Source organism: Methylobacterium tardum, from assembly GCF_023546765.1.
Lineage (GTDB): Bacteria > Pseudomonadota > Alphaproteobacteria > Rhizobiales > Beijerinckiaceae > Methylobacterium > Methylobacterium tardum.
This window is the reverse complement of sequence record NZ_CP097484.1, coordinates 3,557,049-3,581,243: the sequence shown is the minus strand read 5'-3', so window position 1 is coordinate 3,581,243 and position 24,195 is coordinate 3,557,049. Positions and strand designations below refer to the sequence as shown.

19 protein-coding genes and 1 pseudogene are annotated in these 24,195 nt (G+C 68.4%); 14 read left to right on the top strand and 6 right to left on the bottom strand.

Annotation, left to right across the window (positions count from 1 at the left end; genetic code table 11):
• The first annotated feature begins 191 nt into the window (after positions 1 to 191).
• The 3 genes from M6G65_RS17140 to M6G65_RS17130 all read left to right on the top strand — a co-directional run bounded on the left by M6G65_RS17140 (position 192) and on the right by M6G65_RS17130 (position 2,537).
• Positions 192 to 1,076, top strand: coding sequence for a hypothetical protein (locus tag M6G65_RS17140; protein WP_124262945.1), 885 nt, complete (start codon positions 192 to 194; stop codon positions 1,074 to 1,076).
• Between the two features lie 367 nt (positions 1,077 to 1,443).
• Positions 1,444 to 1,581, top strand: a complete 138-nt coding sequence (locus M6G65_RS17135) for a hypothetical protein (RefSeq protein ID WP_159392782.1) — start codon at positions 1,444 to 1,446, stop codon at positions 1,579 to 1,581.
• Positions 1,582 to 1,622: 41 nt separating this feature from the next.
• Complete coding sequence (locus M6G65_RS17130; RefSeq protein WP_071000297.1) at positions 1,623 to 2,537, top strand: 3'-5' exonuclease; 915 nt, start codon at positions 1,623 to 1,625, stop codon at positions 2,535 to 2,537.
• A 307-nt stretch (positions 2,538 to 2,844) separates the two neighbouring features.
• On the opposite strand, the gene M6G65_RS17125 is transcribed toward M6G65_RS17130, so the two are convergent.
• The gene (locus M6G65_RS17125) at positions 2,845 to 3,057 is read right to left on the bottom strand and encodes a hypothetical protein (protein ID WP_043075244.1); all 213 of its coding nucleotides are present in this window, start codon (positions 3,055 to 3,057) and stop codon (positions 2,845 to 2,847) included.
• Between the two features lie 771 nt (positions 3,058 to 3,828).
• Between M6G65_RS17125 and M6G65_RS34020 the strand changes: the two are divergent.
• From M6G65_RS34020 to M6G65_RS17100, 4 genes and pseudogenes are all read left to right on the top strand, one after another.
• Positions 3,829 to 4,877: pseudogene (locus tag M6G65_RS34020) on the top strand (DNA-processing protein DprA).
• A gap of 609 nt (positions 4,878 to 5,486) precedes the next feature.
• Positions 5,487 to 6,344, top strand: coding sequence for a ComF family protein (locus M6G65_RS17110; RefSeq protein WP_250102604.1), 858 nt, complete (start codon positions 5,487 to 5,489; stop codon positions 6,342 to 6,344).
• A 556-nt stretch (positions 6,345 to 6,900) separates the two neighbouring features.
• Positions 6,901 to 7,776: a hypothetical protein gene (locus tag M6G65_RS17105; protein ID WP_250102603.1), complete on the top strand. Its 876-nt coding sequence runs from the start codon at positions 6,901 to 6,903 to the stop codon at positions 7,774 to 7,776.
• A 23-nt stretch (positions 7,777 to 7,799) separates the two neighbouring features.
• The gene (locus M6G65_RS17100) at positions 7,800 to 8,471 is read left to right on the top strand and encodes a hypothetical protein (protein ID WP_238195007.1); all 672 of its coding nucleotides are present in this window, start codon (positions 7,800 to 7,802) and stop codon (positions 8,469 to 8,471) included.
• A gap of 486 nt (positions 8,472 to 8,957) precedes the next feature.
• On the opposite strand, the gene M6G65_RS17095 is transcribed toward M6G65_RS17100, so the two are convergent.
• Both M6G65_RS17095 and M6G65_RS17090 read right to left on the bottom strand, forming a co-directional pair.
• Positions 8,958 to 10,259: a sodium:proton exchanger gene (locus M6G65_RS17095; RefSeq protein WP_083374428.1), complete on the bottom strand. Its 1,302-nt coding sequence runs from the start codon at positions 10,257 to 10,259 to the stop codon at positions 8,958 to 8,960.
• Positions 10,260 to 10,305: 46 nt separating this feature from the next.
• Positions 10,306 to 10,857, bottom strand: a complete 552-nt coding sequence (locus M6G65_RS17090; protein ID WP_083374500.1) for a DedA family protein — start codon at positions 10,855 to 10,857, stop codon at positions 10,306 to 10,308.
• A gap of 224 nt (positions 10,858 to 11,081) precedes the next feature.
• Between M6G65_RS17090 and M6G65_RS17085 the strand changes: the two genes are divergently transcribed.
• On the top strand, positions 11,082 to 12,335 hold the full coding sequence (locus M6G65_RS17085) for a phospholipase D-like domain-containing protein (RefSeq protein WP_250102602.1): 1,254 nt from the start codon (positions 11,082 to 11,084) through the stop codon (positions 12,333 to 12,335).
• A gap of 122 nt (positions 12,336 to 12,457) precedes the next feature.
• Here M6G65_RS17085 and M6G65_RS17080 read toward each other — a convergent pair whose 3' ends face one another.
• On the bottom strand, positions 12,458 to 12,616 hold the full coding sequence (locus M6G65_RS17080) for a hypothetical protein (RefSeq protein ID WP_250102601.1): 159 nt from the start codon (positions 12,614 to 12,616) through the stop codon (positions 12,458 to 12,460).
• Positions 12,617 to 13,364: 748 nt separating this feature from the next.
• Positions 13,365 to 13,934: a hypothetical protein gene (locus M6G65_RS17075; protein ID WP_124262942.1), complete on the bottom strand. Its 570-nt coding sequence runs from the start codon at positions 13,932 to 13,934 to the stop codon at positions 13,365 to 13,367.
• Between the two features lie 415 nt (positions 13,935 to 14,349).
• On the opposite strand from M6G65_RS17075, the gene M6G65_RS17070 reads away from it, so the two are divergent.
• The 6 genes from M6G65_RS17070 to M6G65_RS17045 all read left to right on the top strand — a co-directional run bounded on the left by M6G65_RS17070 (position 14,350) and on the right by M6G65_RS17045 (position 22,146).
• Positions 14,350 to 14,700 (top strand): PepSY domain-containing protein, encoded by a 351-nt coding sequence (locus M6G65_RS17070; RefSeq protein WP_250102600.1) that lies wholly within the window; start codon positions 14,350 to 14,352, stop codon positions 14,698 to 14,700.
• Between the two features lie 786 nt (positions 14,701 to 15,486).
• The gene (locus M6G65_RS17065; protein WP_024828371.1) at positions 15,487 to 15,882 is read left to right on the top strand and encodes a flagellar basal body rod protein FlgC; all 396 of its coding nucleotides are present in this window, start codon (positions 15,487 to 15,489) and stop codon (positions 15,880 to 15,882) included.
• Between the two features lie 734 nt (positions 15,883 to 16,616).
• Complete coding sequence (locus tag M6G65_RS17060; protein WP_024828370.1) at positions 16,617 to 17,027, top strand: hypothetical protein; 411 nt, start codon at positions 16,617 to 16,619, stop codon at positions 17,025 to 17,027.
• Entirely contained in the window at positions 16,966 to 19,185 is a 2,220-nt protein-coding gene (locus M6G65_RS17055; protein ID WP_250102599.1) for an HD domain-containing protein, read from the top strand. The genes M6G65_RS17060 and M6G65_RS17055 overlap by 62 nt, the downstream gene beginning before the upstream one ends.
• Positions 19,071 to 19,934: a phosphoribosyltransferase-like protein gene (locus tag M6G65_RS17050; RefSeq protein WP_250102598.1), complete on the top strand. Its 864-nt coding sequence runs from the start codon at positions 19,071 to 19,073 to the stop codon at positions 19,932 to 19,934. The genes M6G65_RS17055 and M6G65_RS17050 overlap by 115 nt, the downstream gene beginning before the upstream one ends.
• Before the next feature lie 616 nt (positions 19,935 to 20,550).
• Positions 20,551 to 22,146: a hypothetical protein gene (locus M6G65_RS17045; RefSeq protein WP_250102597.1), complete on the top strand. Its 1,596-nt coding sequence runs from the start codon at positions 20,551 to 20,553 to the stop codon at positions 22,144 to 22,146.
• A gap of 185 nt (positions 22,147 to 22,331) precedes the next feature.
• On the opposite strand, the gene M6G65_RS17040 is transcribed toward M6G65_RS17045, so the two are convergent.
• Positions 22,332 to 23,060, bottom strand: a complete 729-nt coding sequence (locus tag M6G65_RS17040; protein ID WP_043074887.1) for a hypothetical protein — start codon at positions 23,058 to 23,060, stop codon at positions 22,332 to 22,334.
• Between the last annotated feature and the right edge of the window lie 1,135 nt (positions 23,061 to 24,195).

Genomic DNA, 24,195 nt, shown 5'->3' with positions numbered 1-24,195 from the left:
GGCGCATCGACTGATCGGAGGGCGCGATTGGTGAACACGGCGCTAAGCGCGAAGGGAGAATGACTGCCTTCGCGCTACGGACTCGTGACTCATCTTCGACTGAAGGCGGCCGCGACAGGCGGACAACAATACCCCCCATGGGTATATTGGCATCGTCCCGTTCCGGGGACGCGTTTAAGGAGGGCATGCTTGTGACCAAGATCGCTTTCTTCTCCGACGACGACGCGGGCGCGCTGTGCGGCCGCATGCTCTGCCTCGGGTTGTCCGCCTTGCACGGCGACACCACCCTCGCCCTCGCCGGGGCGGCCCCCGCGGCCGGGGGCGCCGGGGCGCCCGGGGGGACGTCGGTCGTCGCCCTCGCCCCGAACGCGAATGCGTTCGAGGTCGAGCGGGCGGCGCGCGCGGCGACCACGCTTGGCGGCGACTTCGTCGCCGCGCTGCCCCTGACCAGCGTGCGCGACCGCGCCTTGCGGAATCAGTTCGATGCCGTGGTCACGGTCGGCTTCCAGGAGGCCTCCGCCTCCCGGGCGCTGAGGGCGGCGCGGTATCTCGCCGCGGAGGACGCCGGGGCCTTCGCCGCGGCGCCCCCGGCCTGGTTCCTGGCGGGGCCGGGGCAGTCGGAACTCCGGACCCGGGCGCAGCTGGCCTCGGCCGTGGGGCCGCGCCTGCCGTTCGCGACCCGGGCGCTGCCGATGGCGCTGCCCTGGCTGTCGCCGGCCGAGCGTCGTCGCCTCGCCGCCTGGGAGGCGGACGCGACTGTCATCCGCATGGGCATGCTCCTCGCCGCCTTGGCGCTCTGCGTCGCGGCCGATCCCGGGGCGAGGCGGCTGGAGGCCGCCGACCTCGCGACGCTGATGGCCGCGCGGACGCTGCCCGCCGAGCTGGCGTTGTCCGACCGGCTCGTCGGACTGGCCAACGCCTATGAGGAGCTCGACGCCGCCGTCGAGGCGATGGGTTGGCCGCGCCATGCCGCGTGCGCGCCCGGCCGGCGTGCGCTGCCCGCGCGGGTCGGCGCGACGCATGCCCGTCGGAGCTCGGACGGCGAGCCGGCCGGCATCATGCCGCGCCGGGCCTGACGTGGTCCGACGCCTGTCGCCGAGTTCGCCCGGGTGCGTCGGCGCCAGCCCGGGCGCCCGTCCCATCAAGCCCCCGGCCGTTCCCGATGCGGGGACGGTCGCCGTTCCGGACCCCGCTGCGGCATGCCGCTGGGCGCGGGCCGGCCCTTGCACCGAGGAGCGTAGAATGAGCGCACGGACATCCTTGTCATGCCCCCCGCGAAAGCCGTCCCGGCCCGAGACCGGCGCCGGGGAGGGAGCGGGCTGCCGCCGTGCGCGGGGACCGAGCGGGACGAGCGCCAGGCGTGCGGTCCCCGTGCGCGGCCGCGGGTTCCTCGCTGTGCCTCGGCGGGCGGCGTCTGGCCGCCGGCCGGACGATCTTTTCCGCGTGCCCTACGAGATCGAGCTGGATCCCGGCTTCGACGCGCGCGACGACCTCGCACACGGCCTCGACGGCTTGCCGTCGCCCGGCGGGCGCGGTTCTTCGAGGCGAGGCTGGGACGACCTTGACCCGAACGCCGACTGAGGCGCCGCGGTGGGCCGGCCCGTAACGACGAGGGAGACGACATGCAGACCTGCCCGGCGTCCGCGCCCGATCCCGAACCCGCGCCGACCCCGCGTCCCGCGTCCACGCGCGTCGCCGACGCCGCCCGCCCGGTCCGGCCCCGACCGGTCGATGGGGCCGCTCCACACGACGCCCTGCTGGCCCTCGACATCGAGACCGTCCCCGACGCCGCCTTGGTGCCCCCGGACTGGCCTCCCGACCGTTTCCCGAAGAACGCTTGGCACCGGATCGTGGCGATCTCGTTCGTCACCGCGGACATCCTGCGCGAGCCCGGCGGGCGGGAATCGTACGCGGTGACGGCGTGCCGCAGCGGCGGGGAGGGGGATTGGGACGAGGCGCGCCTGCTCCGGGCGTTCTGGAGGTTCTTCGAGGCGCGCCGCTACCGCGTGGTGACATGGAACGGCCGGGCGTTCGACATGCCGACGATCCTGGCGCGGTCGATGATGCACGGCGTCGAGGCGCCCGCCTGGTTCCGCCGCGGGACGCGGTGGGAGGGTTACCGGCATCGGTTCGCCCTGGACTGGCACAACGACCTGATGGACGCGACGTCCGAGCACGGAGCGGCGCAGCGGCTGACCCTCGACGAGGCCGCGGCCTCGATCGGCCTGCCGGGCAAGATGGGCGAGCACGGGTCCCGCGTGTCGGCGATGGTCGCCGCGGGCGAGACCGAGAGGGTCAGGGCGTATTGCGAGACGGACTGCCTGAACCTCTACGCGCTCTACCTGCGCTGGGCTCACCTGTCCGGACGGACGGACGCGGCCGGGCACGATCGATCGGTCCTCGACCTCATGGACCACCTCGACCGCGCGCGGGCGGCGAGCCCCCACCTGGGGCGGTTCGTGGACGCTTGGCGGCTCTGTTCCGCTGGTCGTGCGATGGTCGTCCCGGCCCAGGCCGGCTCGGAGACCATCGCTTGAGACGCGGGCGGTGGGTGTCTTGCTGGGACTGGTCCGGATCGGCGGTGGTTCCCTCGACGGCGCCGACAGGGCATCCTGACCGGCCGCCGGCTCGGGCTTCGCGGGCGACGCTGCGGCGTGAGTTAACTGGTCGTCGCCAAGGCTGACGATCCTGTCTCGCCCGGTAAGCCCGGTACGGATGCCTTCACCCGGAGAAACAAACGCGCGCCCCTGACGTGGCCGCAAGCTAAGCCGGCACGCTGAAGGAAGCAGCCACCCGTTTAGCCGGAACGAAGTGGATCGCGCCGGCAAGGGAGCCGCACACCACTCAACGCCGTTCCGCTTCCAAGATGCTGCGTAGGGCATCGAGGGCCGCATCGCGGCCAGCCTCGGTCCTGAGGCCGCGCCATAGGCGCATGCACTCGTTGTCGGCCCACAACCGCCGGGGCACCGTCCCGGAAATCAAATCCTGTACGGGGACGCCCAGCAGGCTGGCGATCATTTGCAGGCGGGAGTGGATCGTCTCGCGCTTTTCCGGCATCGTCTAGCTCCGCCTATCCCGCCGAACCAGAGAGCTGCATCAGCATACCCAGCTCCACTTGCGATTGAAAGCCGCGTCGCGATCATGCTTGGGTCGGCTAGATCGTCGCGGGCCGGCCCATCTGGGTTTGGCGCCTCGATATACGCGACGGGGTCATGGGGCCGGACCATCCGCGCCTGCCTTGACCGGCCCGGTTTGACCGGTCGATCCATTCCCTTATCGAGGTGGACGGTGTGCAGTCCGCTTTGCCAGGCTCGAAGTCTGCCCGGTTCGAAGTCGGGCGGGCGTCGGCGGATCGCGTCCCCACATGCGCGAAGCCGAATCGAGCCGGGCTAGGCAGCCTGCGATGTATCCGAGATCGCTCTGATCGCCCGATCGTTTCGTGGGCTGGCCCCGCGCCTTGCGTCGCGGCGATCCGCCGGGGCCATGTCATCGACGGGGCCTTGCAGTTCACGATCGAGGATGGCTCGCCTTTCGAAGGACTGGGACGCGCTGGCCGCCGACGCGAGGGGCTTGGCGGCCCTGGCGGCCATCCAGGTCGATGCCACCGGCCCGTGACCTCAATCCCGGCGGTCCGGGCGAAAGGGTCGAGACCCGCCCGGACACCGCTCGCGGCGCGCGCCGGGTTCGGCCTGAGCGACGGACGCGACGGACGAGCGCGACGCCGAGCCGCGGCGGAGGAGTCGTTCACGACGCCGTGGTACGATGCGCGCCGGATTCGGCGGGCGCCGACGCCCGCGCGTCGGCGACGGACAGGGGTAAGTGCCGCTCATGAGGGACATCGACACGAAGAGCCCCGCCGGCATCGTCGCGCTGATGTCCCTGCGCGGCCTGGGACCGACGGGCGCGGAGCGGCTCGCCGAGCGCTTCGGCACGTTGGGCGAGGTCTTCGACGCCGAGCCGCGGGGACTGCGTGGCATCGTCACGGCGGCGGCGGCGGCGTCGCTCCGGGACGCGGACGCCGTCGCGGATGCGCTCGCCAGGGCGGCCCGGACCCTGGATCAGGCCGACCGGCTCGGGGTACGCGTGCTCTCGGTCCACGACGGGGATTATCCCGCGGCGCTCCGGGACCTGCAGGACCGACCGCCGATCCTCTACGCGAAGGGTGACCTCCGGGCGATCGAGCGGAGCGTCGCCTGCATCGGCACCAGGGAACCGAGCGAATTCGGCCGGAAGGTCACGGCCGCCATCGTGCGGCGGCTCGTGGAGGCCGGCTGGACGATCGTAAGCGGCCTCGCGATCGGCGTCGACGAGCTCTCCCACGCGACCGCGCTTCGGTCGGGGGGCGGACCGTAGCCGTGATGGGCGGCGGCCTGGACGGCGTGTATCCCCGGCAGAACGCGAGGCTCGCCGACGAGATCGTGGACGGGGGCGGCGCGCTGCTGAGCGAGCAGGCGTTCGGGATCCCGCCGGCCCCCCGCAACCTCGTGCAGAGGGATCGGCTGCAAAGCGGCCTGTCCGTGGCGACGTTCGTCATGCAGACCGACGTCAAGGGCGGGTCGATGCACACCGTGCGCTTCACCCTCATGCAGGGGCGCCTCCTGTTCGCGCCGGTGCCGCGGGCCCGGCACGCCGAGGAACCCAAGAGCCGGGGCATCCTCGCGCTGACGCAAGTGCCCGGGCGCAGGCTGTCGGCCATGGTCGGGGCCACGGGCGAGTATGCGGAACTGCTCCTCCGGAGGTTCGGCGAGAATGCCGTCGCCATCCCGCTGGAGAGCGGCGACGACTACCCGGCGATGCTCGACGCCATCGAGGGGCGGCTGTCCCCGGCGCGCCCCGGAGGGGAGGGGAGGGCGACGGCTCAGATATCGATGATCTGAGCGGCGTCCCGGCGGGAACCCGGGCCGGCGGCCGAGGGTCGAGGCCGGACCGCCGACGTTGCCGACGTCACGGTACGCCGATAGCCTGGCGGGCGCTTGCACGCCGAGTCGGGCCAAACGTCGTCCGGCGCGTGTCTTGCGGGTGGCGCCAGGCTGCCCGACGGCACGCGACGCGTGGCCGCCGCCCCGGGGCGTGTCCCTGGCGCGGATGGCGGGGGGGCCGGCGGACGCCATGACCAAGACCTTCCTGTTCGACCTCGACATGACCCTCGCCGACACGTCCGCCCTCGCGACGCTGCGCAAGACCCAGCAGTGGCACCTCGTGGCCGCCAACATGCACCTGGTCAGGGCGTTCCGCGCGCTTCCCGGGGGCGTCGCGCCCCACGAGATGCCCGCGGCCCTGTCGATGGCGGGGCACCGCGTCGGGATCGTCACGTCCTCCCCGCGCCCCTACGCCGAGGAGATCACGAGGCTGTTCCGCATCCCCTACGACGTGCTGGTCTGCTACGAGGACACCGCGGACCATAAGCCCGACCCCCCCCCCTCCTGGAGGCGCTCAGTCGGCTCGGGGTCGCGGCGGGGGCGGACGTCCACTACGTCGGCGACGACGTGGGCGATGTGGAGGCATCGTACCATGCGGGGATCGTGTCCGTCGGGGTGGGGTGGAGCCCGACGTCGCCCTTCGAGTTCTCGTCGGCCGCCCCCGACATCTTCGTCGGCAGGCCGTCGACCCTCCTGAGGACCGACCGGCTCGGGAGCCTGCCCTACGTCGGCGAGAGCCTCGCGGCGGGCCGGCCGTACTACGGCCATTGGGGGTCCATCCTACGATGCGACGACGGCCCGGGGGTCTATGCGCTGGGTCGGTACTTCACGACTTCCGACCCGAGGCACGCCGGGAGCCGGCTGTCCGAGGCCGTGCTGAGGCTGAAGGAGGACGATGGGCCCGCCGAGGCGCTCGGCCGCGCCCTCGGCAAGGCGGTCGACCGCCTGGACTGGACCCCCGACATCGTCGTTCCAGTTCCCCCCAAGCCCTCCCAGGCGCGCAACAGGTTCGCCGCGCTGCTCGGCGTCGCCGCGCAGCACATGCCGGACGAGGTGGAGGTCGAGCGCGACGGGCTGCGCTGCACGCGGGAGGTGGAGGGTTACAAGGCGCTCGGTCCCCTCGAACGGCGCGAGGCGGTCAAGGGCGCATTCGAGTCCGAGTTCACCTGGGGGCGAGCCAAGATCCTGCTCGTCGACGACGTCTATACGACGGGCGGCACGACCGCCGCGTGCGCGGAGGCGTTGCTCGGCGACGGCGCCTCGGAGGTCCGCATCATGGCCCTGGCCAAGGACCAGCGCACGTTCGCGAGGAAGGTCTGCCCGGCATGCGGCCGTACGATGCGCGTCAGGATCAGCGGCGTCGGGGTCAAGTTCTGGGGTTGTTCCGGGTACCCGGACGCGTGCCGCAACACCGAGGACCTGTGAGGACGGTCGAGCGCGTCCCCGGGCCCCTGGACTTTCGGCGATCCCGGCGCGGGCGGTCGGTCCGTCGGGTCCCGACCTCCCTGGGCGGCCTCGTGGTCAGCCGCCACAGGCTGGACGTGGGTGCGGGCGTCATGCGGGGGAGGAAGCCGCATGATCGCGGTGAAGAAGGCCTGCCCGAGGGCCATGCGAAGCGCTCGCGGCTCATCGGCGGGCGCATCGTGGGCGGCGCCGCGGCCGGTCGCGGGGTTTGTCCACAGGTTTGAGCGCAGCCGGGAAGGCCCCTCAGCCGCCCGCTCATCGGTTTGTGTTCGGCGACCCGGGATTCATCTCCCGCCCCGGAGTTGCGTTCGGGCGGCCCTCAAGAAGCCTCGCAAGGCCCTTCGACTGTGCCTCGGCCGCCTCGGGCAGCATGGGCCATGCGCTCGGTGAAGTTGCTACCGCCTCGGGCTTTTCTCGCGAGCGAACGGCAGTGAGCATGGCGTCGGAGCCGCCTGGACCTGTCGCCGGCCCGGAGACGATCGCGATGCCCGACCGAAGTGAAGAATGCGATGGTCACATGCCCGGCACGGGAAGCGACCTGTCGAGGATGTTCGCCCTCGACCGACAGGGAGCGTTCCCGCACACTGGCGATGACCGCGCGCGACCGCAAGGCGATCCGGAGCAGTGCCGGCAGGCGTTCGATCTGGCGTTCAGTCGTGAAGACGCGGATCCCGCCGCGGTCCATCCCGTCGACCTGAACGCGTCACTGCTAGAGACGTTCGGCCCCGACGGGGTGCTCGGCATCCGCGAATTCGCCGACCGCCACGCACGGCTCATGGCGAGCCGGTCGCGCCGCATCGAACGGTTCCCCCGGCCGGATCCCGATCCGCGTGCATACGAGGCGGCGGGTGCCTTCGCCGGCCGGTGCCACCGCCTGCGGCTCCTCTCGGTCGAGGCCGGCCCAGGCGGGGAGCCGCGCCACCGGCTGATCGACCGGGAGATGTCGTTCGCGCTCCAGGGCCGCCGCGCGGTCCGGATCCGCGGTCTGACGCAACAGGAGCAGGCCCGCAAGATTCGCGGCGAGCGAGCCCAGGCCCGACGGGCGGAGACGCTCGACCGGAAGGCGCGGGAGGTCGCCACGCCGGTCATCGGACGGCTCGCCGACGCGCTGGTCCGGCATGATCGCGACCACGTCGTGCCGCCGGCCTGGCACGACGACGGGTACCTGCCACGCGAACTCGTCGGGCGGCGCATCGCCGAGGCGGCCGCCTTCATCGCCGAGTACCATCACGTGGCCGGTTTCGACCGGGCCCGGCTCGCGCGGTGGCAGGCGACCCTGACCGGTCGGGTCCGGCAAGCCCCCAGGCCGAGGCTCCTGACGGCGGGCGCCGCGGCGATCGCGTCGGATGACGAGGCCGCGCTCCTCGGCCTGGTGCGGACCGACGAGGCGTGATGACATCGCCGCGAAGGCCGAACATGAGCGCGAATGACAACCGCTGGCCTGAGTTCGAGGACCGAACATGCGCGGTCGACCTGGCGCGGCGGATGGCTGAGGCGGATGAACGCTTGCGCGTCGCGCCGCGTGACATGCCGACGTTGCAGCGCCGCCTTGAGTACGTTCTCCGGGCCTTCGAGACCGATGACCTGGCGGTGGTGTGCCGCGCGGCCGATGGTACGCCGACCGGGGCCAACCTGACGGAACATGGCTTCGATCTCGCCGCGAGGTTGAGCCGGGGCGACATGGCGCTGTTCCCCGCGATGGGCAGGGTGAAGCCGGTGAGGCCCTGGAACCGGTGTCGGCTCCGCACCGTCCGCGAGCGATCCAATGATTTCGGGCCACCGCGAGACGGCCCGGCGAGGGTGGTGGCGACCGCGCCGTCGCACTATCGGCTAGCGGACGTCGAGGGATCCGAGACGGTCGTTCTCATCGACCCGATCGAGACCTGGCAGTCTCACCCGGCCCAACTCTCGTACGGGCGTAAAGTGGCGACCGTTCGATCGGCCTGGGAAGTCTTCTCGATCGAAGGCCGTTCCCACGGTTTGCTTTTTGAGACGTCGAACGGATACGAGGGCATCGACGCTAGCGGCGGGCATCGCGCCGAGGACACGCTCCCGGGCGCCGTTTGGCAGATCAGCGTCAACTACTGACAACCGAGTTGGGCGACGCAGCGATTTCTTGGAGCGGAGAGGCGGCATCGCACCTGCGCATGCCCGGATCTGGCCGCGTCGACAGCGCGGGATCCGTGTGGCGCATGCCCCTTCGCCAGGCCTCATTTGCCCTCGCCTTTCCTGCCGGACGGGGTTGGCTGCGCGGGGTCTCAACCTTGCGGATTGCCGGCGACGCGTTTCGGCTCGCCGGTATGCATAGCGTGGCGCGAAATAAGCGCCCCTTGAGATCGGAATAAACGACCCTTGAGCCCTGTGCGCTCTTCGAGAGCGACCGCGCCAGTCATCGACGGCCGCGAATAAGCTGCCCCGAACGCGAACGGGGCCATGCGGCCTCACGCCCTACGGAGCGATCTGCAAAGCCTGGAAGGGCGCGCCCCCCTACTTATCCAGAACCCGCACCACCAAGCTCCGCGACCAAACATCTAGCCCAGGCGGAATCCCCTCCGCCGCCTGGGCTAGATCGTCTCAGCCGACGAGCGAACTGGCTTCTCGCCCGCCCCGCCGCGGGGCCGGATCGTCCCTGTCTTCGGACGGCTCGACGTCGGAGACATCGCCCGTGATTGCGCTGCGCAGCAGAGCAACGAGCCGCCGCCGATTGATCAGGAACAGGAGGCCGGCCAGCCCAAGGTAAGTCCAAGCCAGCCAAGTCAGCGTCGTGATCGTGCGCGCCTCGTCGTTGCGGTAGACGAAGGCCAGCCCGACCTGAACGGCGAACAGACCAGCCAACGTTAGCGCGGACACCAACCCGAAGCGCAGGCGCAGCAGGAGCGCGATGCCGAGCAGCGACTGGGCCGCCGTCAGGAAGAACTCCTCGTTCTGGCGCGTATCGAGTGGCAGGGGGCTCGTCGCGCCCGCACCAATGCTCAGGGCGAGCGGCAGCATGCCGACGAGCAGGGTCCACTGGTTGATCTTGTCGCTGATCATCGCGATCAGCCCGTCACCGGCACGGTTGGCACGCACGAACAAAACCGCCACCGTTATCGCCGGGGCCTCGCTGGCCAGGGGGGCCAGCCACTGGATCAGCAGGAACTCGTTGAGCCCAATCGCCCGGCCCGTGTTGACCATGGCCTCGGCGAAGGGCTCGGCTGAAACCAGGATCACGCCACTCGCCGTCGCCACAAGTCCGGCCATTGCCGCCCATTGCAGGCCCGGAGACAGTGTGTCGAGCGCCGCGGCTGGTCCCGGCTCCTCGGCTTCCTCCGGATTGTCGCTCTTCTGCATGCTGCGCACGCGCCAGACATAGGTTCCGAAAATCGCGAGAAGCACGACGAAGTCGACGAGCGAGATGGCGCGCTTGAGGACGATCACGAAGGCGTAGAGGCTGGCAACCAATAGGAACCCGACCTCGACGGCGTTGCCGGGCGCGAGGCCGATCGAGCGGTGGCGGTCCTTCATCCAGTGCAGCCCGACCATCAGCGGCCAGGCCAGGCCGACGAGCAACCGATTCGCGCCCGTCATGTTGGCGGCCGCGTACTGCGCGTACCGCGAGTCCGGGCCGGAAGCGCCAGCCATGTAGGCATAGTAGATGTCGACGGCGTATTCCGGCAGCACGGTCACCAGCGCCACTGCTGCAAGGATGAGGCCTTGGGAGACGTACTGCTCGGCCGTCTCAGCGCCCCAGGACAGCAAAAAGCCAGCGGCCAGGATGGCGATGCCGAATGCGGCGACATCGACAAAGGGGCTCAACCGCCAGCCCCCGAAGCGGAGGATGACGGCCGGAAGGGTTGCCGCGACAGCGACGGCAACCAGCATCAGAAAGCGCTTCACGCGGGATCCTTCGCATCATGCTTCGGCCTGCCCGCCTGTCCATGCCTCAGCCCCGAGCGCCCGTCCCGGGCTCGAAGGTGGCAACACGGTAGAGATAGAGCACGAGCGCCAGGATCAACACGCCATTGCCGATCGGCTCGACGAAACGGCCCACCAGGAGGTAGTTCTCGCCAAGCCAGTATCCGGCCGCCGTCAGCAGCCCGGTCCAGACGATCGTGCCCAGGGTCGAGCAGACCAGAAAGGGCGTGAGCGGCATTGCGGCAACCCCGGCCGGCACCGAGATGAGGCTGCGCACGCCCGGGACGACGCGACCGATCAGAACGGTCACGCCACCGCGTCGGGCGAACCAGGCGCCGACCCGGTCGACCTCCGCCGGGCTCAGGGTCAGCCAACGACCATGCCGGGCGGCGAAGCGTCTCAGGCGCTCGCGCCCCAGCCAGCGCCCCACGCCGTACCAGATCAGCGCTCCGGAGAGCGATCCGGCCGAGCCGGCGAGGAACACGCCGACGAGGCTGAGTTCGCCGCGTGCCGCGGCAAAGCCTGCCAACGGCATGATAAGCTCGGAGGGGATCGGCGGGAAGATGTTGTCGACCAGCATCAGCAGGAAGACGCCGAAGGAGCCGGTCTGCTCGATCGCAATCACAATCCAGTCGACCAGCGCAATCTCCCCTCAAGCGGCACCGAGCCGCGGCCTTCACCGCCGCGGTTCACGTCGGGAACGCGCCGAGTAGGCGCGGGTTCATACCGGGGCGCCAAAGCGAAGCCCGCATCGTGCCAGCGCGACGATGCAGCGAGCAGGTATCGGGAGAACGAGACGCGCTGATGCATCATCCACCCCACACGGCACCGGTCGCGCTCACAGGCGGCACAGAGTTGCTGCAGCCAAGCTTGACCTGCTGGCGTATCGAGCGGACAGCGCGTTTTGCCCCGATCATCGATGCTGCCGCATACTTCGCTCATCTGCGCAGCGCTCTCTTGGGCGCCCGCCATGCGATCCTGTTCATCGGCTGGGAGTTCGATACTCGCATCAAGCTCGATCCCGATCACCCGCTGCCGGGCTTGCCGGAGGAGCTTGGGCCGTTCCTGGCGGAACTCGGTCGGCGCAGGCCAGAGCTCAGCATTCGGGTGCTGCAGTGGAATTTGGGGCTCCTTGGCACCCTGGCGCGCGGAACTACGCCACTCTACCTCCTGAATTGGATGCGCGCTCGCGGCTTCCAGTTCCGACTCGACAGCGCCCACCCGCCGGGGGCCTCGCATCACCAAAAGATCGTGGTGATCGACGATGCGCTCGCCTTCTGCGGCGGCATCGACATGACAGACGACCGCTGGGATACCCGCGCCCACGATGATCATGATGGACGGAGGGTGCGCCCGTCAGGGCGACCCTACGCGCCGTTCCACGATGCCACGGTCGCGGTAGACGGCGCGGCTGCCGCGGCCCTGGGTACCCTCGCTCGCGAGCGCTGGCGGCATGCCACCGGCGAGCGGATCGCGCCGCCCGGTCCGCCCGTGCAAGATCCTTGGCCTGATGGGTTGACGCCGCTTCTGCGCGACGTGGCGGTCGGAATCGCTCGGACCGCGCCTGCCTATCATAGCCGCCCTGGCGTGCATGAGATCGAGCAACTCTACCTCGCCGCCATCACAGCCGCTCGGCACACGATCTACATAGAGAGCCAATACTTCGCCGCACGCTGCGTCGCCGAGGCCGTTGCTGCCCGCCTACAGGAGCCGGATGGAGCCGAGATCGTTGTCATCAACCCAGCTCGCGCCGTCGGTTGGCTTGAGGAAAAGGCGATGGGGCGGGGCCGAAGCCGCGTCCTGGCACACATCCGCTCCGCGGATCGCTATGGGCGCTTCCGCATCTACCGTCCCGTGACGGCGAACGGGCAGCCGATCTACGTGCATGCAAAGGTGATGATCGTCGACGACCGGGTGCTGAAGATCGGCTCATCCAACCTGAACAACCGCTCGATGGGTCTGGATACGGAATGTGATTTGGCCGTCGAAGCCGCGTCCGATCAAGGAACCGATCGAGCGGTCGCGGCGGAATCCGCGGCTTGCGGAACGCTCTTCTAGGCGAGCATCTCGGCGTTCCGCCGGATGAGGTCGCAAGATCGCATTCCCGCACGGGCTCGCTCATCACCACGATCGAGGCCCTGCGCCGGGAGGCGGGGCGTACCCTGGTCCCGCTCGACGCATCAGCTGTTGAGGTCGTGAAGCCGTTGAGCGACGGTGAGCTTCTTGACCCCGAGCGGCCCGAGCCGGTCTGGCGGGCTGCGATGCACGCCTTGGCCGCCAAGCGCCACCGTGTAGCCGATCCCGCAGCATTCCTTGAATGGTGACGGGGGTGCGGTCATGATTTCCAAACATATCGGAGTAATAGGCCATATTCTCTCCTATAAATGTTATTTCTCTGCTGATTCTTCAGACAAGATTTGTTGATTGATGAACCAAACTTTGAATTATCACTTTCTTGTGCAGTCTGATAGATTTGGTCCGATGCTTTTCCATGGTAGACCACGCCAAAATGTATATTTTTTCTAATTTCGGTGACGATATGAAAAAATCTGAAGGCCTATAGCAAACAAAAATTCGCCATCAAAGGATAGATATATTAGTTGTTGAGATTCAATATCCTATGTGCCGCTTCTCGCGAAGGCCTGATATGAGAGCCTGGTATTTTGTTCTTTGCGCGCCTGGTTCAGGGATCGGAGAGGCCGACGCAGCCTCTAACCTCGAAACGGTCCGGAAGCCGTATGGCGGCGAGAACGTGAGGGGCATGCGGCTCGGTCCCAATAACGGAGCGGCAAGCGCGGCGGATACGGCTGACGACCCATGAACGAAGTCACGTTCACCTTTCCATCATGCACGAGCTGCGCGAATACAAACTGAAGCCTCGATCACGTAGGCTTCAAATCGATGGGGACCAATTCATGGGCGGCGCAGATAGTGTTCTATGAAACGTTGCGGAGGCCGTGGGCGAAGGGGATGGGTGACCGATGAATACGCTCGTAGTCGGCGGCGCCCCTTCTTGGTTGACAGCCGCGGTCGATCTAAGCTGTCACCATCGGACTGTGATGGTCGCCGGCGGCGCCGATAGCCTGGTTAGATGCTGCAGTCGGCGGCATGCCGACTGCAACACCACGCTCTCTCTTTTGATCCAGCCGACGGAACCGATGGTCGCTCGCCACGGATCGACGACTTCGAGTTCCAGCGAAATGAGTTCCTTCGACCGAATCGGTCGCGGCGGGCGCGTGCCTGGCGATCCCCAGGTGTGGCCGCATGGAGCGCCGCGTCCGGATCGAGCCGCCGGACGCGGCCGATCTCGCGCGCGCCGTACCGTGGCCGCCGTGTACCTGTGCCCGACGGCAGCCTATCCGGTTCGCCATCGAGTTCGCCTGGGTGAAAGGACTTCGCTCCCAGGATGGACCGGCCCCAGGCGGGTCGGATACCCGGGGCGGGTGTGTCGATCGGGCCGACGCTAAGGCTGTCGTCCAAACCGATCACGCGCTTGAGGATACCGAGCGACAGCTGGGTCTTGCGAAGGATGTCCGCGACGGTCGTGCCAAACGCCATGTGGTAGGTCTCGACGCGCTCTCTCATGCGAGTCTTGATATTGCGCGGCAGGGTATGGGGCGGCATCGATACGCAGTGTAAAAAGCGCAGCAATCCCATCCGCTGCGGCATCCGTCGGGCGGAAACATCGATGCGAGGAAGACGATCATCGGCTCGGGTGCAAGCCTGAACCAGGCATCGTGAAATCTCTAACGGCCGGAGCTGCTGCCTCTGGCCGCCCTGTTGCACTTGCGCCGCGACCGCACTGCTTCGTAACTGTTCGAGAACCGACGGAAGACGCCATGTCCCGAATTGCCCTTTCCATCGCGCTGCCAATCATGGTTGGCCTCGCCACGGCTCAGACGGGCGCGATCGCCCGAATTGCGGCGCCGGCGGCTATCCCTTCGAGCGGCGTGCAATTGGCCCACGGCACGACCGGCCACAGAGAGCGCGATTACGAAGGGCTGCCGGCCGCCAAGGTCTCTCTGGTCGAAGCCCTGGAGATTGCCGAGGGCGAGGGGCCGGCCGCGCTATCATGGCCGAGTTCGAGGGCGGGATTGGCAAGCCTTGCTACGAGGTCAAGCTGCTCAGCGACGATGGCAAGCTCACCCATCATCGTGTCGACGCTAATTCCGGTCAGGTGACCAAAAGCGACGATCATCCGATCGAAAGCTATTTCACTTCATTGAAACCGTCTAACCTGCGAGATGTCGATTTGAGCTTAAGGCAAGCGGCCGTCATCGCTGCGAAAACTGGCGACAAGGTCGCGGAAGCTCAAATCGAACGCGAGGATGACGGCGTGCAATACAAAATCACGGTGGTGACTAACGGCGAGGGGCACGAGGTCAAGGTCGGGGCTGACGGAAGGATCATACCGAGCAGGTAGGACTGGCCCGGCCCCGGAGGAGCCCCACGTCCGCCCCGGCTGCATCGACTCCGCCGTCCATCGAACCGGTTCCTCGCATGCGCCGCTACGCCTCGGGATCGCCCTTGGTTCCGGACGTCTCAGGGGCGAAGCGAGCGCGGGTGTTTGCGTTGTTCTGAAAGACACGAAGCCGCCGCCAAGTGATCGGGAACGGGGGACTGGCCAGCCCGAGAGGTGTCCGAGACAGCATCGTGATCGTGCGCACCCCGTCGCCGCGGCGGACGACGACAGTACGACATGCGTCGCAGGCGTCTTGTCGAGATCGTGAGCCTCGGCCGCTCGCCCGAATGGGCTGATGCCTGCACTGATCGCGATCTTTCCGCCGATTGAGTCCTGCAGGCGCGAGACCGCGGTGGCGAGATCGTGGTCAACGCGGATCTCGACTGCCCATCCCAACCGGGGCCGGGGATCTATGAGATGATCGCGACGACCCGGCGTCGATTGATCTGTCGGGTCGTCGGTTCGAGTTCGAAGACAGGTCCGACGACGTCGCACGGGTAGGTCGACGATCGTTGCCAACCGTCGGTGGCGGCTCAGCTGCGGACGTCCTGGTTTGCCTGCGTTGTGGGCGGCAATGCGGTCGCGCGCAGTCCGCCGGATGCTTGCACAAGCAACGGGGCCAGCGTCGGAACGTTATCTCTCGCGCTTGCACCGGATCGAGGAGGGGTGGCTTTCACCAATCGTTAACCATGCCGACGATCAATTGTCCGCGAGGGGCCTCAGTGCACAAGCGGGTTTGATGCATCGATGGGTGAGGTCACGGGGCGCGATCTGGCGATCGGGGGCATGCGGGTGCAGGCAGCGCGCTTGCGAGTCATTATGGAGAATCTCGCTAACGCAGAATCGACGGCGGCCACGCCGGGAGGCGACCCCTATCGACGCAGGCATGTCCTGTTCGAACCCGTCGGCGAGGATCCGTCCCCAAGGCTGCGCGTCGCCGCCAACACGTCGGCCTTTCCGCTCAGGCGGATGGCCGACCACCCTGCCGCGGACGCCGCGGGCTTGGTGAAGTTGCCCAATGTGAACAGCGTTGCGGAAACCATGGATCTCCGCAACGCCATCGGCGCCTACCAAAAGAACCTGGACGTGGTCTCCGCCTTCGAGCGGATCGAGCAAGCGACGATCGACGTCCTGAAAGCTTAGATAGATGTGAGTCGGAGCCGAAGGGCGCCCTCCCTCGGGAGAGCCAACATCCTCGAAGACCGAAGGAATCTCGATTCGAAGTGAGGCCCCGGTCGGCGCCGGTCAGGACCCTGCGGCCTTCCCGATCTTGGCAGAGGAACCAACGGGCCAACTCGGTTCTGGTTGGGAGCCGCTTCCAAGCCGACCGGCAGCTCGACGCTCCCAATCGGCAGGTGCGGCGACAGGGGCCGGACGCGCGGGCCTAACAGCGAAAGGTCGCCCCTGCGTGGCCTGCGTCGACCGGCTGCCGCCCCCCGCCGAGGCGTGGCATCGGGTCTACGAACCGTTCACGGATGTGCGGGCCGCTTTGGGAAGGCGGGTAGGGTTCGTCGACGAGCGCGACCGGCTGTGACCCGAGGAGACCCGACAGGTTTTCCGGGCCCGGGCAGCGCTCGTGACAAGGACGCAGCGAGGGCCGATGCTTGGGCGGACGGAATCGGCCTCGGTCAGCTCCGCCGCGATGATCCGCCGCCCGCCTCGCTGGCCGGTCACGCGAGTTGCGGTTATGTCGCGGGGCCGGAGTCCTAGCCCAGCGGTCGAGAACGGACGTTCGGGCGCCAAGGCCCGTCGGTTCGGTGGCTTGGCCCTGCCAAGCCCGACGCGGACCGCGGCGCGGTGCACGATGGCTGGTTAAGGAGTTCTTGATATGTTCCGTGGCAGGCACGCATGTCGGGATCGATTCGGGGTCGGCTGAGATGGCACGCATAACGCTCGACGGCTTCATCGAGGCGTTCGCCGCCTACCTGATAAAGCGTGGGCGCAACATGGTCAGGTTGAACGATCCCGACGTCCGGGACGGCCTATACCGCGTCTACCTGTTCCTCGATGGGTTCGCCGGCGTGGACGGGGCCGCGGACAAGGATCTGAGGCGCTCGATCGTGAACATCAGGAACGTCTTCAGGCCCAGTCCGATCGGCTCGTTCGATCGTTTCGAGACGCTGCTGCGCGCCAAGCAGGTGTACCTGACGGACCATCCCAACCCGTACTATCAGGACATCGTGATCAAGTTGCCGGCCGAGATGGCCGACCGGATCGTCGCCGGCCTTGACGACGCCACGTCTGATCTCGCCCGGGACAGCGTCGACCGATACCTGGCTGCCGGATGACGTGACGGGCATGGGCGTCAGGCGGATCAAGGAGAGGCTAGACGCGGCGACCGGTTTCTGGCCGGCCCTGCACGGCGCCCTCGACGCCCTCGGCTTCGACGGAGGTTACGTGGAGCGGCTGACCGCGCCGCCGCACGGCGGCCGTCGCAAGTACGTCAAGGATTCGGTCTGGGGCATGATGGACTTCGAGCCGCACGAGCTCGCCATCATCGACTCCCCGCTGCTCCAGCGGCTGCGGCGGATATCCCAGCTCGGCCTGACGTTCCTGACCTATCCCTCGGCCGAGCACAGCCGGTTCTCGCACACGCTGGGCGTCACGCACGTCCTGAAGCGGCTGGTCGCATCCATCAGCGACGCCGCGCGCAGGGAGCCGATCCTGCGGGCCGGCAACGATGAGTACCAGCTCTATGACCCGTCGGCGGACGGTGCTGTCGCACGGAGCCTCGCCCACGCCGCACTGCTCCATGACGTCGGTCACCTCGCGTTCTCGCACGCGGGGGAGACGGCCTTCTCCGCCGGGGCGGGCCTCCTGGTCGGCGGGATGGAGCTGGAGGACTTCATCGCTTGCTTCAGGGAGGAGGGGTTCGAGTCGGGCCTCTCCGAGTGCCTGTCGATCGCCGTCTGCCTGTCGCCCCGCTTCCGGGCGTTCTACGGGCGCGTGCTCGGCGCCGACGACGTCGATGGCCGGCTGCGCGAGATCTGCTGCTTCATCGGCGGCGTGCCGCACGACCCCCGGTACCCCGGCCTGGCCAACCTCATCTCCGGGGCCGCCGTCGACGCCGACAAGATCGACTACCTGAACCGCGACGCCCGCCAATGCGGCATCCCGGTGGGCGTCGACGTGTCACGCGTGTTCCTGAACTCGGCCTTGGTCCGGATCTCGCAGGACCAGGCACTCGCCCTGAGCCGGTCGCGCATCGGCCAGACCGGAGGCGGCCGGTTCTCCGCCGGCGTGCACTTCATCGTCAACTCGTCGGGGATCGACACCTACGACGAGCTCGCCAACGCCAAGGCGGTCCTTTACCAGCGCGTCTACCTGCACCAGCTCACGCGCAACGCCGAGCAGGTCCTGTCCGAGGCCGTCCACGGGGCGATCCGCGATGCGCCCGCGACCGCCGGTCCGGACCCCAGGGACATCTTCACGTGGTTCGGGTACGGCGACGACGAGTTGCTGGCGCGCCTGTCGCGCGAGCGGGGCTCGCGCCAGATCGCCGCCCGGCTGGTCACCCGGGATCTGCCGAAGCGGGCGTTCGTGATCTACCGGGACGCCTGCGAGCCGTTCGTGAGCCTGCGCGACGTGTTCGACGCGGGCGAGTGGGACGTGCACGACGCCCGGGGCGCGCTGGCCGACCTCGAACTGGTCTACCGACGCGCCACGTGCTGGCGCCTGTTCGACCAGCTCGTGCCGGTCGACCCGGTCGAGAGGCCGCGGCGGCTGGCGGAGCTGCGGGACCTGATCCGCCGCGAGGCCATCGCGGTCCGACGCAGCGTCGACCCGGGCTTCGTACCCCCGGCGCCCAACGCGGCCGAGCCCTACGTCGGCCTGTCGCCGCGCTTCGAGCTCAAGCCGATCAACGAGGTGCTCGTCCGCGAGAAGAACTCGATCGGCCACAGCGGCCAGTGGACGAAGTCCGAGGAGCTGTCCAACGCGGACAATCTCGGGCGCGGCGTCGACCACGTCCACGCGGACCGCGAATGGCTCCCCTACGTCGCGGTCGCGTGCACGAAGGTGCTCTACGACCTGCACGCGGGGACCATGGCGTCGCCGATCCCCGACGGGGCGGCAACGGGCGACGGCTCCGCCCGGGAGGGCTTCCCCGTCCGACCGCGCCTGCTTCTGCGCCTGGAAGAGGTCTGCTCGCGCACGGGCGTCGACCACGGCAGGCTGCTCGACGACATGGCGACGGCCGCCCGCGCCGGCTATTTCGGGGCCGCCGAGCGGATCGTGCCGCTCGACGGGGGGTTGCTGCCGCGGTGCGGCACCGTCGCGGCGCGCTACGCCACGTTCCGGGGGAGGGGGGCTGGCAGGTCAGCCCGGGATCGGTGGCTGCCTTCGTCCGCCAGTTCCCGGTCGGCCTGCGTCCGGAGATGCTGTCCCTGCTGGCGGAAGGGACGATCATCACCCGCGGCGCGGTCGGGCAAGCCTTCGATCGGATGACCGCCGCGTCGCGGGCCCGGGGTGAGGGTGGAATCGTCTTCGCCCGCTTCTCGCCGAACAGCGGCAACGTGACCGGCATCGCGCTGGAGCAGGAGCGCCGGGACACCTATCTCGGCGCCGGCCACGGCTTTGTCCGAAATCTGGCCGAGCTTGAGGTCCGCCTGGCGGGTGGTCCGGCCGACTGCGTCGCCTTCGTCGACGACCAGTTCGCCAGCGGCGGCCGTGCCAGCGCCCAGATCCTGCACTGGGCCGGCGTCCCGCGCGAGCGATGGCCCGCCGCGATCCAGGGCGAGCGCAACATCGACATGAGCGCCCCCGGCGACCGGACGCTGGAGCTGCTGCGGTCCGGCAGGGTCAGGCTGATGTTCGTGCACGGCACCGAGTCCGGGCGTACCCGCGTCGCCGAGACCGCGCGGTCCGCGGGCTTCGCCGACCTCGACGTCGTCTTCGACCGACTGATCCCGGCGAGCCCGATCCTGTCGGGACCGTTGCGGGAATTCCTCGCCGAGGTGGGTCGTGGCCTGTTGCGGGCCATCAGGCACGGCGACGCTCCGGTCGACGCCGCGGCGGACGCGGCGCTCGCGGCCGACGCGGTCGGCTACGGCGGCATCGGCAGCGTCATGGTCACGCCCACCAGCGCCCCCTCGCACGCGATCACCGCGCTGTGGTGTCCCGGCGCCTATGCCGGGCAACCCTGGCTCCCCCTGTTCCTCAGGCGCGGGTACCGGAAGCACCTCGTCTTCGGGTAGGCGGCGCCATCCGGCGGTCCCGGGCGTGTCGGCGAGTTCCGTCGTCTCGGTCCGGGCGGACCGAAGTCCCGAGCACGAGCCCGGCCCACGTCGTCGGCCCCGGCGCGGAAGCCGACGCGCTCGACGCTCCGGTCGCGGGTCCAAGTCCGACTCCAACCCACCTTGTCCCCGGAGCCGGGAGCGGGGGCCCGGAGTGGTCATGGCCAAAGCGGGCTCTCGCCGGCCGCGCCGCGCTTTGATGACGCGTCCGTTCACGCGGCGTGCGGCCGCCTGGATGATCCGGATCGCATCGTCCTCTGCCGAGGATCGTCCTGACATCGTGGCGCCTTATCAACGGGTGAAGCCGACCTCTCGTCGCTACGCCCTCGCGCGACGCCGCGAGCGCCGATGCTGTCTGTGGCCCCGTCACGGTTGTGATCCTGCCACACCGCCCGCGGCGACGGGGTCCGTGTCCCTGATCCCCATTACGGTCGCGGCTTCGCCCTAGGCGAACTTGGGGTGCGCGACCGGTGCGGGCGGCATGACGCTTCGCGCTCGCCGGGCCGCGGGATCTCCCTCCTCCAGCCGAGCGAAGTCGCCGCCAATTCGAGCCCGACGATCCACGAGGAGCGATGCCGTGACGCTGCCGTTACGTATCTCCACCCCGTCGCCGAATGGACGTCACGAGGATGGCGAGGGGTCGTGCTATTGCGACCTCGCCGAGATCAACGATTGGGGCGCATTCGAGATCGCCGAGGCGCTTTCCGGAGAGTTGGCGACGCTTCTGCGACAGAAATCCACGAGCGCCTATCTGGTCCGCACGCATGGCGACATGGAGGTCGGTCCGCCCTTCTGCCATCCCGACGCTGACGATGAGCCGATGTACTGCGCGGTGGACCATCTCGGGAGATTCGAGCGCGATCCCGCGGCGAACGAGGCGCTGTGGCGTTGCGCGAACGCCGCCGTGGAACTTCCCGGGGGGCACCGGCTCGCCGAGCCCGCCAGAGATCGAGTAACGGACTCGGCGGCGCGCGCGCTCGCGCACGATCGATCCCCCGTTCTCGACGCCGTGGCGGAAAGTGCGGACGGCCTTCGAACGCCCGGCCGAACGAGATCGCGGGCCCGCCGTCGTTCGGGACCATGGCGGACGGCACGACCGAGGGGCGGCGAAACGCTGCCGCTGCGTGTGGGCCCCACGCCGCTGTCGCCGTCGAGACCGGGGTATCCGTCGCCGTCCAGGCGTCGTCGTGGGTCCAAGCCGGATCGGCCGGTCGGCCACGGATGCCACGCCGCGAGCCACGCCAGACATCGACGTTTCGTCAACCAATGGATCGACTACCCGACCCCGCTCAGGCGTCCGTTAAGCCGGGCCGCCGCATCGTGCCGAAGGAAGGATGTCCGGGAGGCGAACATGCAGATGGAGTCGGTCGGGGGCGGGGTTGTCATGGATCCCAGGCCTGGGACCCTGCCGCATTTCGACCTGTTCGCGCGAACGCTCGGTGACATCGACTCGCCGGAAACGATGGCGTGGTGGTCGGATCCCGATTGGAGGGGGCACGTCGCCCTCGCGGTGATCACGGAGCGTGGGAGCGCACGCATCGCCTCCTCCAGTGTGATCCTGGGCGGGGGCAGGCAGGCGGCGCCGACCGCGGGCTCCGGCGATGCCGGAGATAGGCGCGCCTTCCTGAGACGCGAGGTCGAACGTCAGCGCTCGGCGTCGAGATCCGCGATAGACCGTGCCCTGGCGGGATTGGCATTCCGCCCCGACGGGGCGACGTTCCACGTGACGAGTGCTTTTGCACTGCGTACGGTGAAGGCGCATCTCGACGTCGGAAGCGGATGGGCGGGCGGCACAGTTCGTCTGGGGCGGGAGACAGCCCTTCGGGCGGGTGGCGGGGCAGCCTCGCGCAGCGTGCCGGGGGTGGGGGATGGCCACGCATGCGGCGCGAGGGCGGTCGACGCGCTCGCCGACGATCTCGCCACTTGGCTCGAACGCCAGTACTTCCACGACGACTGGAACCCCGACGATACAAGTCAGGCGGCACTGTCCCACGCCCTGGCTGTCATGGTCGCCGCTCACAACGGCGAGATCAGCGACTCCTTGGCGATCGGCCGTGCCGGAAGCCTCCCGGCGCCAAGGTCGTCGGCGGGAGGGGAGACCGGGGCTCAATCGCGGCTGTCCGATCACCACGCAACCGGCCGTGCGGTCACGCCGCTCGAACCCCTGGCATAGGCTCGACGCCCCCCCAGATAGTGCGACTCACGATCGTCGGGCCGACCGGGCCTCCGAGCCCGCGTCGGTCCAGGGTAGCCGTGGGGCCGTCAGCCACCCCGCGAATGTCGCGATGCGCGGCGCTCGCGGCGTTTCGGACGCTTTCGGGCGTGCTGTCGCGGAGCAGGTCGCCGCAGCCGCCGAGATCAAGGAAGGGATGGACCCGACGGAACCGCCTCTCGGTCCGCTTCATCGCGCAACGATTCGGCCTCGGCGAGGTACTTAGCCCTGATCTGCTCCTCCTGGTGTTCGATGCGCTGAATCCCGACCAAGTGCCCGCAAACCTGGAAGACCAGCTTTTCGATTTCGTTTTCAGGCGAATTTCGGCGCAGCAGCGGACCGAGCGGCTCAGGGGCGGCCAGCAGCCCCTGATGCGTTGGCACCGTCCCGCGAATCAGTTCCTGCCACGCCTCGGGCAGCATCGTTAGTTTGCCCTCGGCTTTCCTCTTGAGCTCATCGGTGAGCCACTTCTCGTTCCTCGTCGGTGTATTGGCGACGAGCCTCGCAAGCTCGGCGAGCCGTTCGTCTCGCTGGGTCACGCGCAGCTCGTCCATGTAGCCGGCATGATCGTTTGCGTAGGCGGTCGCGAGCCCCCGCGCATGGTTGAACGCGGCGTCGATCGCCGGCGGCCGCCTCCTGGGATTGTGGCGCAGCACCACATCGCGGCTGCCGTCCTCGGACCGAAGTACGGTGAACATGACCGTTTGGGAGTGCGGCCGCAGGTAAGGCCTATCCGTCAATGTGTAGGGCAGCGAATCCAAGGGGACGACGCTCACCCACACCTCGTCGCCGAACGCGGCCGCGACGTGGCGCGTCCCGAAAGGAGTTTCGTGTATCTCGACATTCGCGACGCATGTTTCTGTGGCGATGGGCATGGGAACCTCCTGTGTGTCGCAGCGAGGTTCGCGGTTGATCATGCAAGGGACAAACGTCAGGGCGGCGCAAGCGCCATGCAGCTTCAGAGTTTAGCTGCTGACGCCGCGGACGCCTGATGCGTCATTGTCGGGCGCGATCACCGAGCCAGACGGATTGGCCGGGGAGATACGTCGGCTCGACCAGGCGCAACTTCTCTCGCGTGGTCCTGCGGCCGGCGCTGCACCGAGGTGAGCACCTCGACGCGCTCTTGCGCGCACGCCTCGGCAAAACTGAGAGTGCTTCGGGTCATTCTTGGCGATTATGCAAATGCTCCGAAGGGATCGGAGCATCGTGGGGCATATTGCGTGAGTGTAGATGGATGCGACAACCTAAGGGTAACTGATAGATTCGGGCCAACGGCGGAATTGTTCGGTCAGACACACTTTGTCACGATCGCGAGGATCTGGAGACAAACCCGCGATCTATCTTGATCGTCGCGCTTTCGACCGACGCCGAATATGCCAAGGATTACCCCCTGGAGACGGCCGAGGAGGATCGACGCCTCGGCAAAACGGCTCAGAAATACCGAGCCCTGCCGTGCTCGGCCACCCAGCTATCGTAGTCTTCGAGAGCCAGACCGCGTCCGTTTATCCGAACTTTCGAACGTCTCCAGACAATCCGCAGCCGACACGGAGTTTTAGATGATGAAACAAACTGTCGAGTACTTGACGGCCGCATTCATGTTCGTCGCGACAGTATCGAGTGCGACCGCCGCCCTCGCATTCGAGCGTGGCGGCCATGGCGGTGGTCCGGACTGGGGTCGGGCAGGCGACCATGGTTCGCCTCCCGGCGGCGATCGCGCATTCCGAGGGGGTAGTCACGGGTCTGCGAGATTTGGCCTCCATCGCGGTCCTCGCTCCAACACGTTCCTGCCGGCCGTCCCGTTCGCAGGAGGGCGGCAACACCGGCCGCGCCCTCACTAGGACGAACAGACGGTCGGCTACATTCGAGGCGACCGCCGTCTGTCTCGCCTCCGGAACCTGGCGTTCGCGGCAGGTCCAGTTCGTGGGCGAGGTGGGATCGGCCAGTCCGCGCCGTCCTGCAGCATTATGTTCCGTCGCCGCGATGACTACGATCACTTGCCGGATTATATCT

Coding starts and splice junctions, on each gene's coding strand:
- M6G65_RS17130 (WP_071000297.1), top strand. CDS start 1,623: ATGCAGACCTGCCCGGCGTCCGCGCCCGATCCCGAACCCGCGCCGACC.
- M6G65_RS17125 (WP_043075244.1), bottom strand. CDS start 3,057: ATGCCGGAAAAGCGCGAGACGATCCACTCCCGCCTGCAAATGATCGCC.
- M6G65_RS17105 (WP_250102603.1), top strand. CDS start 6,901: ATGCCCGGCACGGGAAGCGACCTGTCGAGGATGTTCGCCCTCGACCGA.
- M6G65_RS17100 (WP_238195007.1), top strand. CDS start 7,800: ATGAGCGCGAATGACAACCGCTGGCCTGAGTTCGAGGACCGAACATGC.
- M6G65_RS17090 (WP_083374500.1), bottom strand. CDS start 10,857: ATGCTGGTCGACAACATCTTCCCGCCGATCCCCTCCGAGCTTATCATG.
- M6G65_RS17085 (WP_250102602.1), top strand. CDS start 11,082: ATGCATCATCCACCCCACACGGCACCGGTCGCGCTCACAGGCGGCACA.
- M6G65_RS17080 (WP_250102601.1), bottom strand. CDS start 12,616: ATGACCGCACCCCCGTCACCATTCAAGGAATGCTGCGGGATCGGCTAC.
- M6G65_RS17075 (WP_124262942.1), bottom strand. CDS start 13,934: ATGGGATTGCTGCGCTTTTTACACTGCGTATCGATGCCGCCCCATACC.
- M6G65_RS17070 (WP_250102600.1), top strand. CDS start 14,350: ATGGCCGAGTTCGAGGGCGGGATTGGCAAGCCTTGCTACGAGGTCAAG.
- M6G65_RS17065 (WP_024828371.1), top strand. CDS start 15,487: ATGGGTGAGGTCACGGGGCGCGATCTGGCGATCGGGGGCATGCGGGTG.
- M6G65_RS17060 (WP_024828370.1), top strand. CDS start 16,617: ATGGCACGCATAACGCTCGACGGCTTCATCGAGGCGTTCGCCGCCTAC.
- M6G65_RS17040 (WP_043074887.1), bottom strand. CDS start 23,060: ATGCCCATCGCCACAGAAACATGCGTCGCGAATGTCGAGATACACGAA.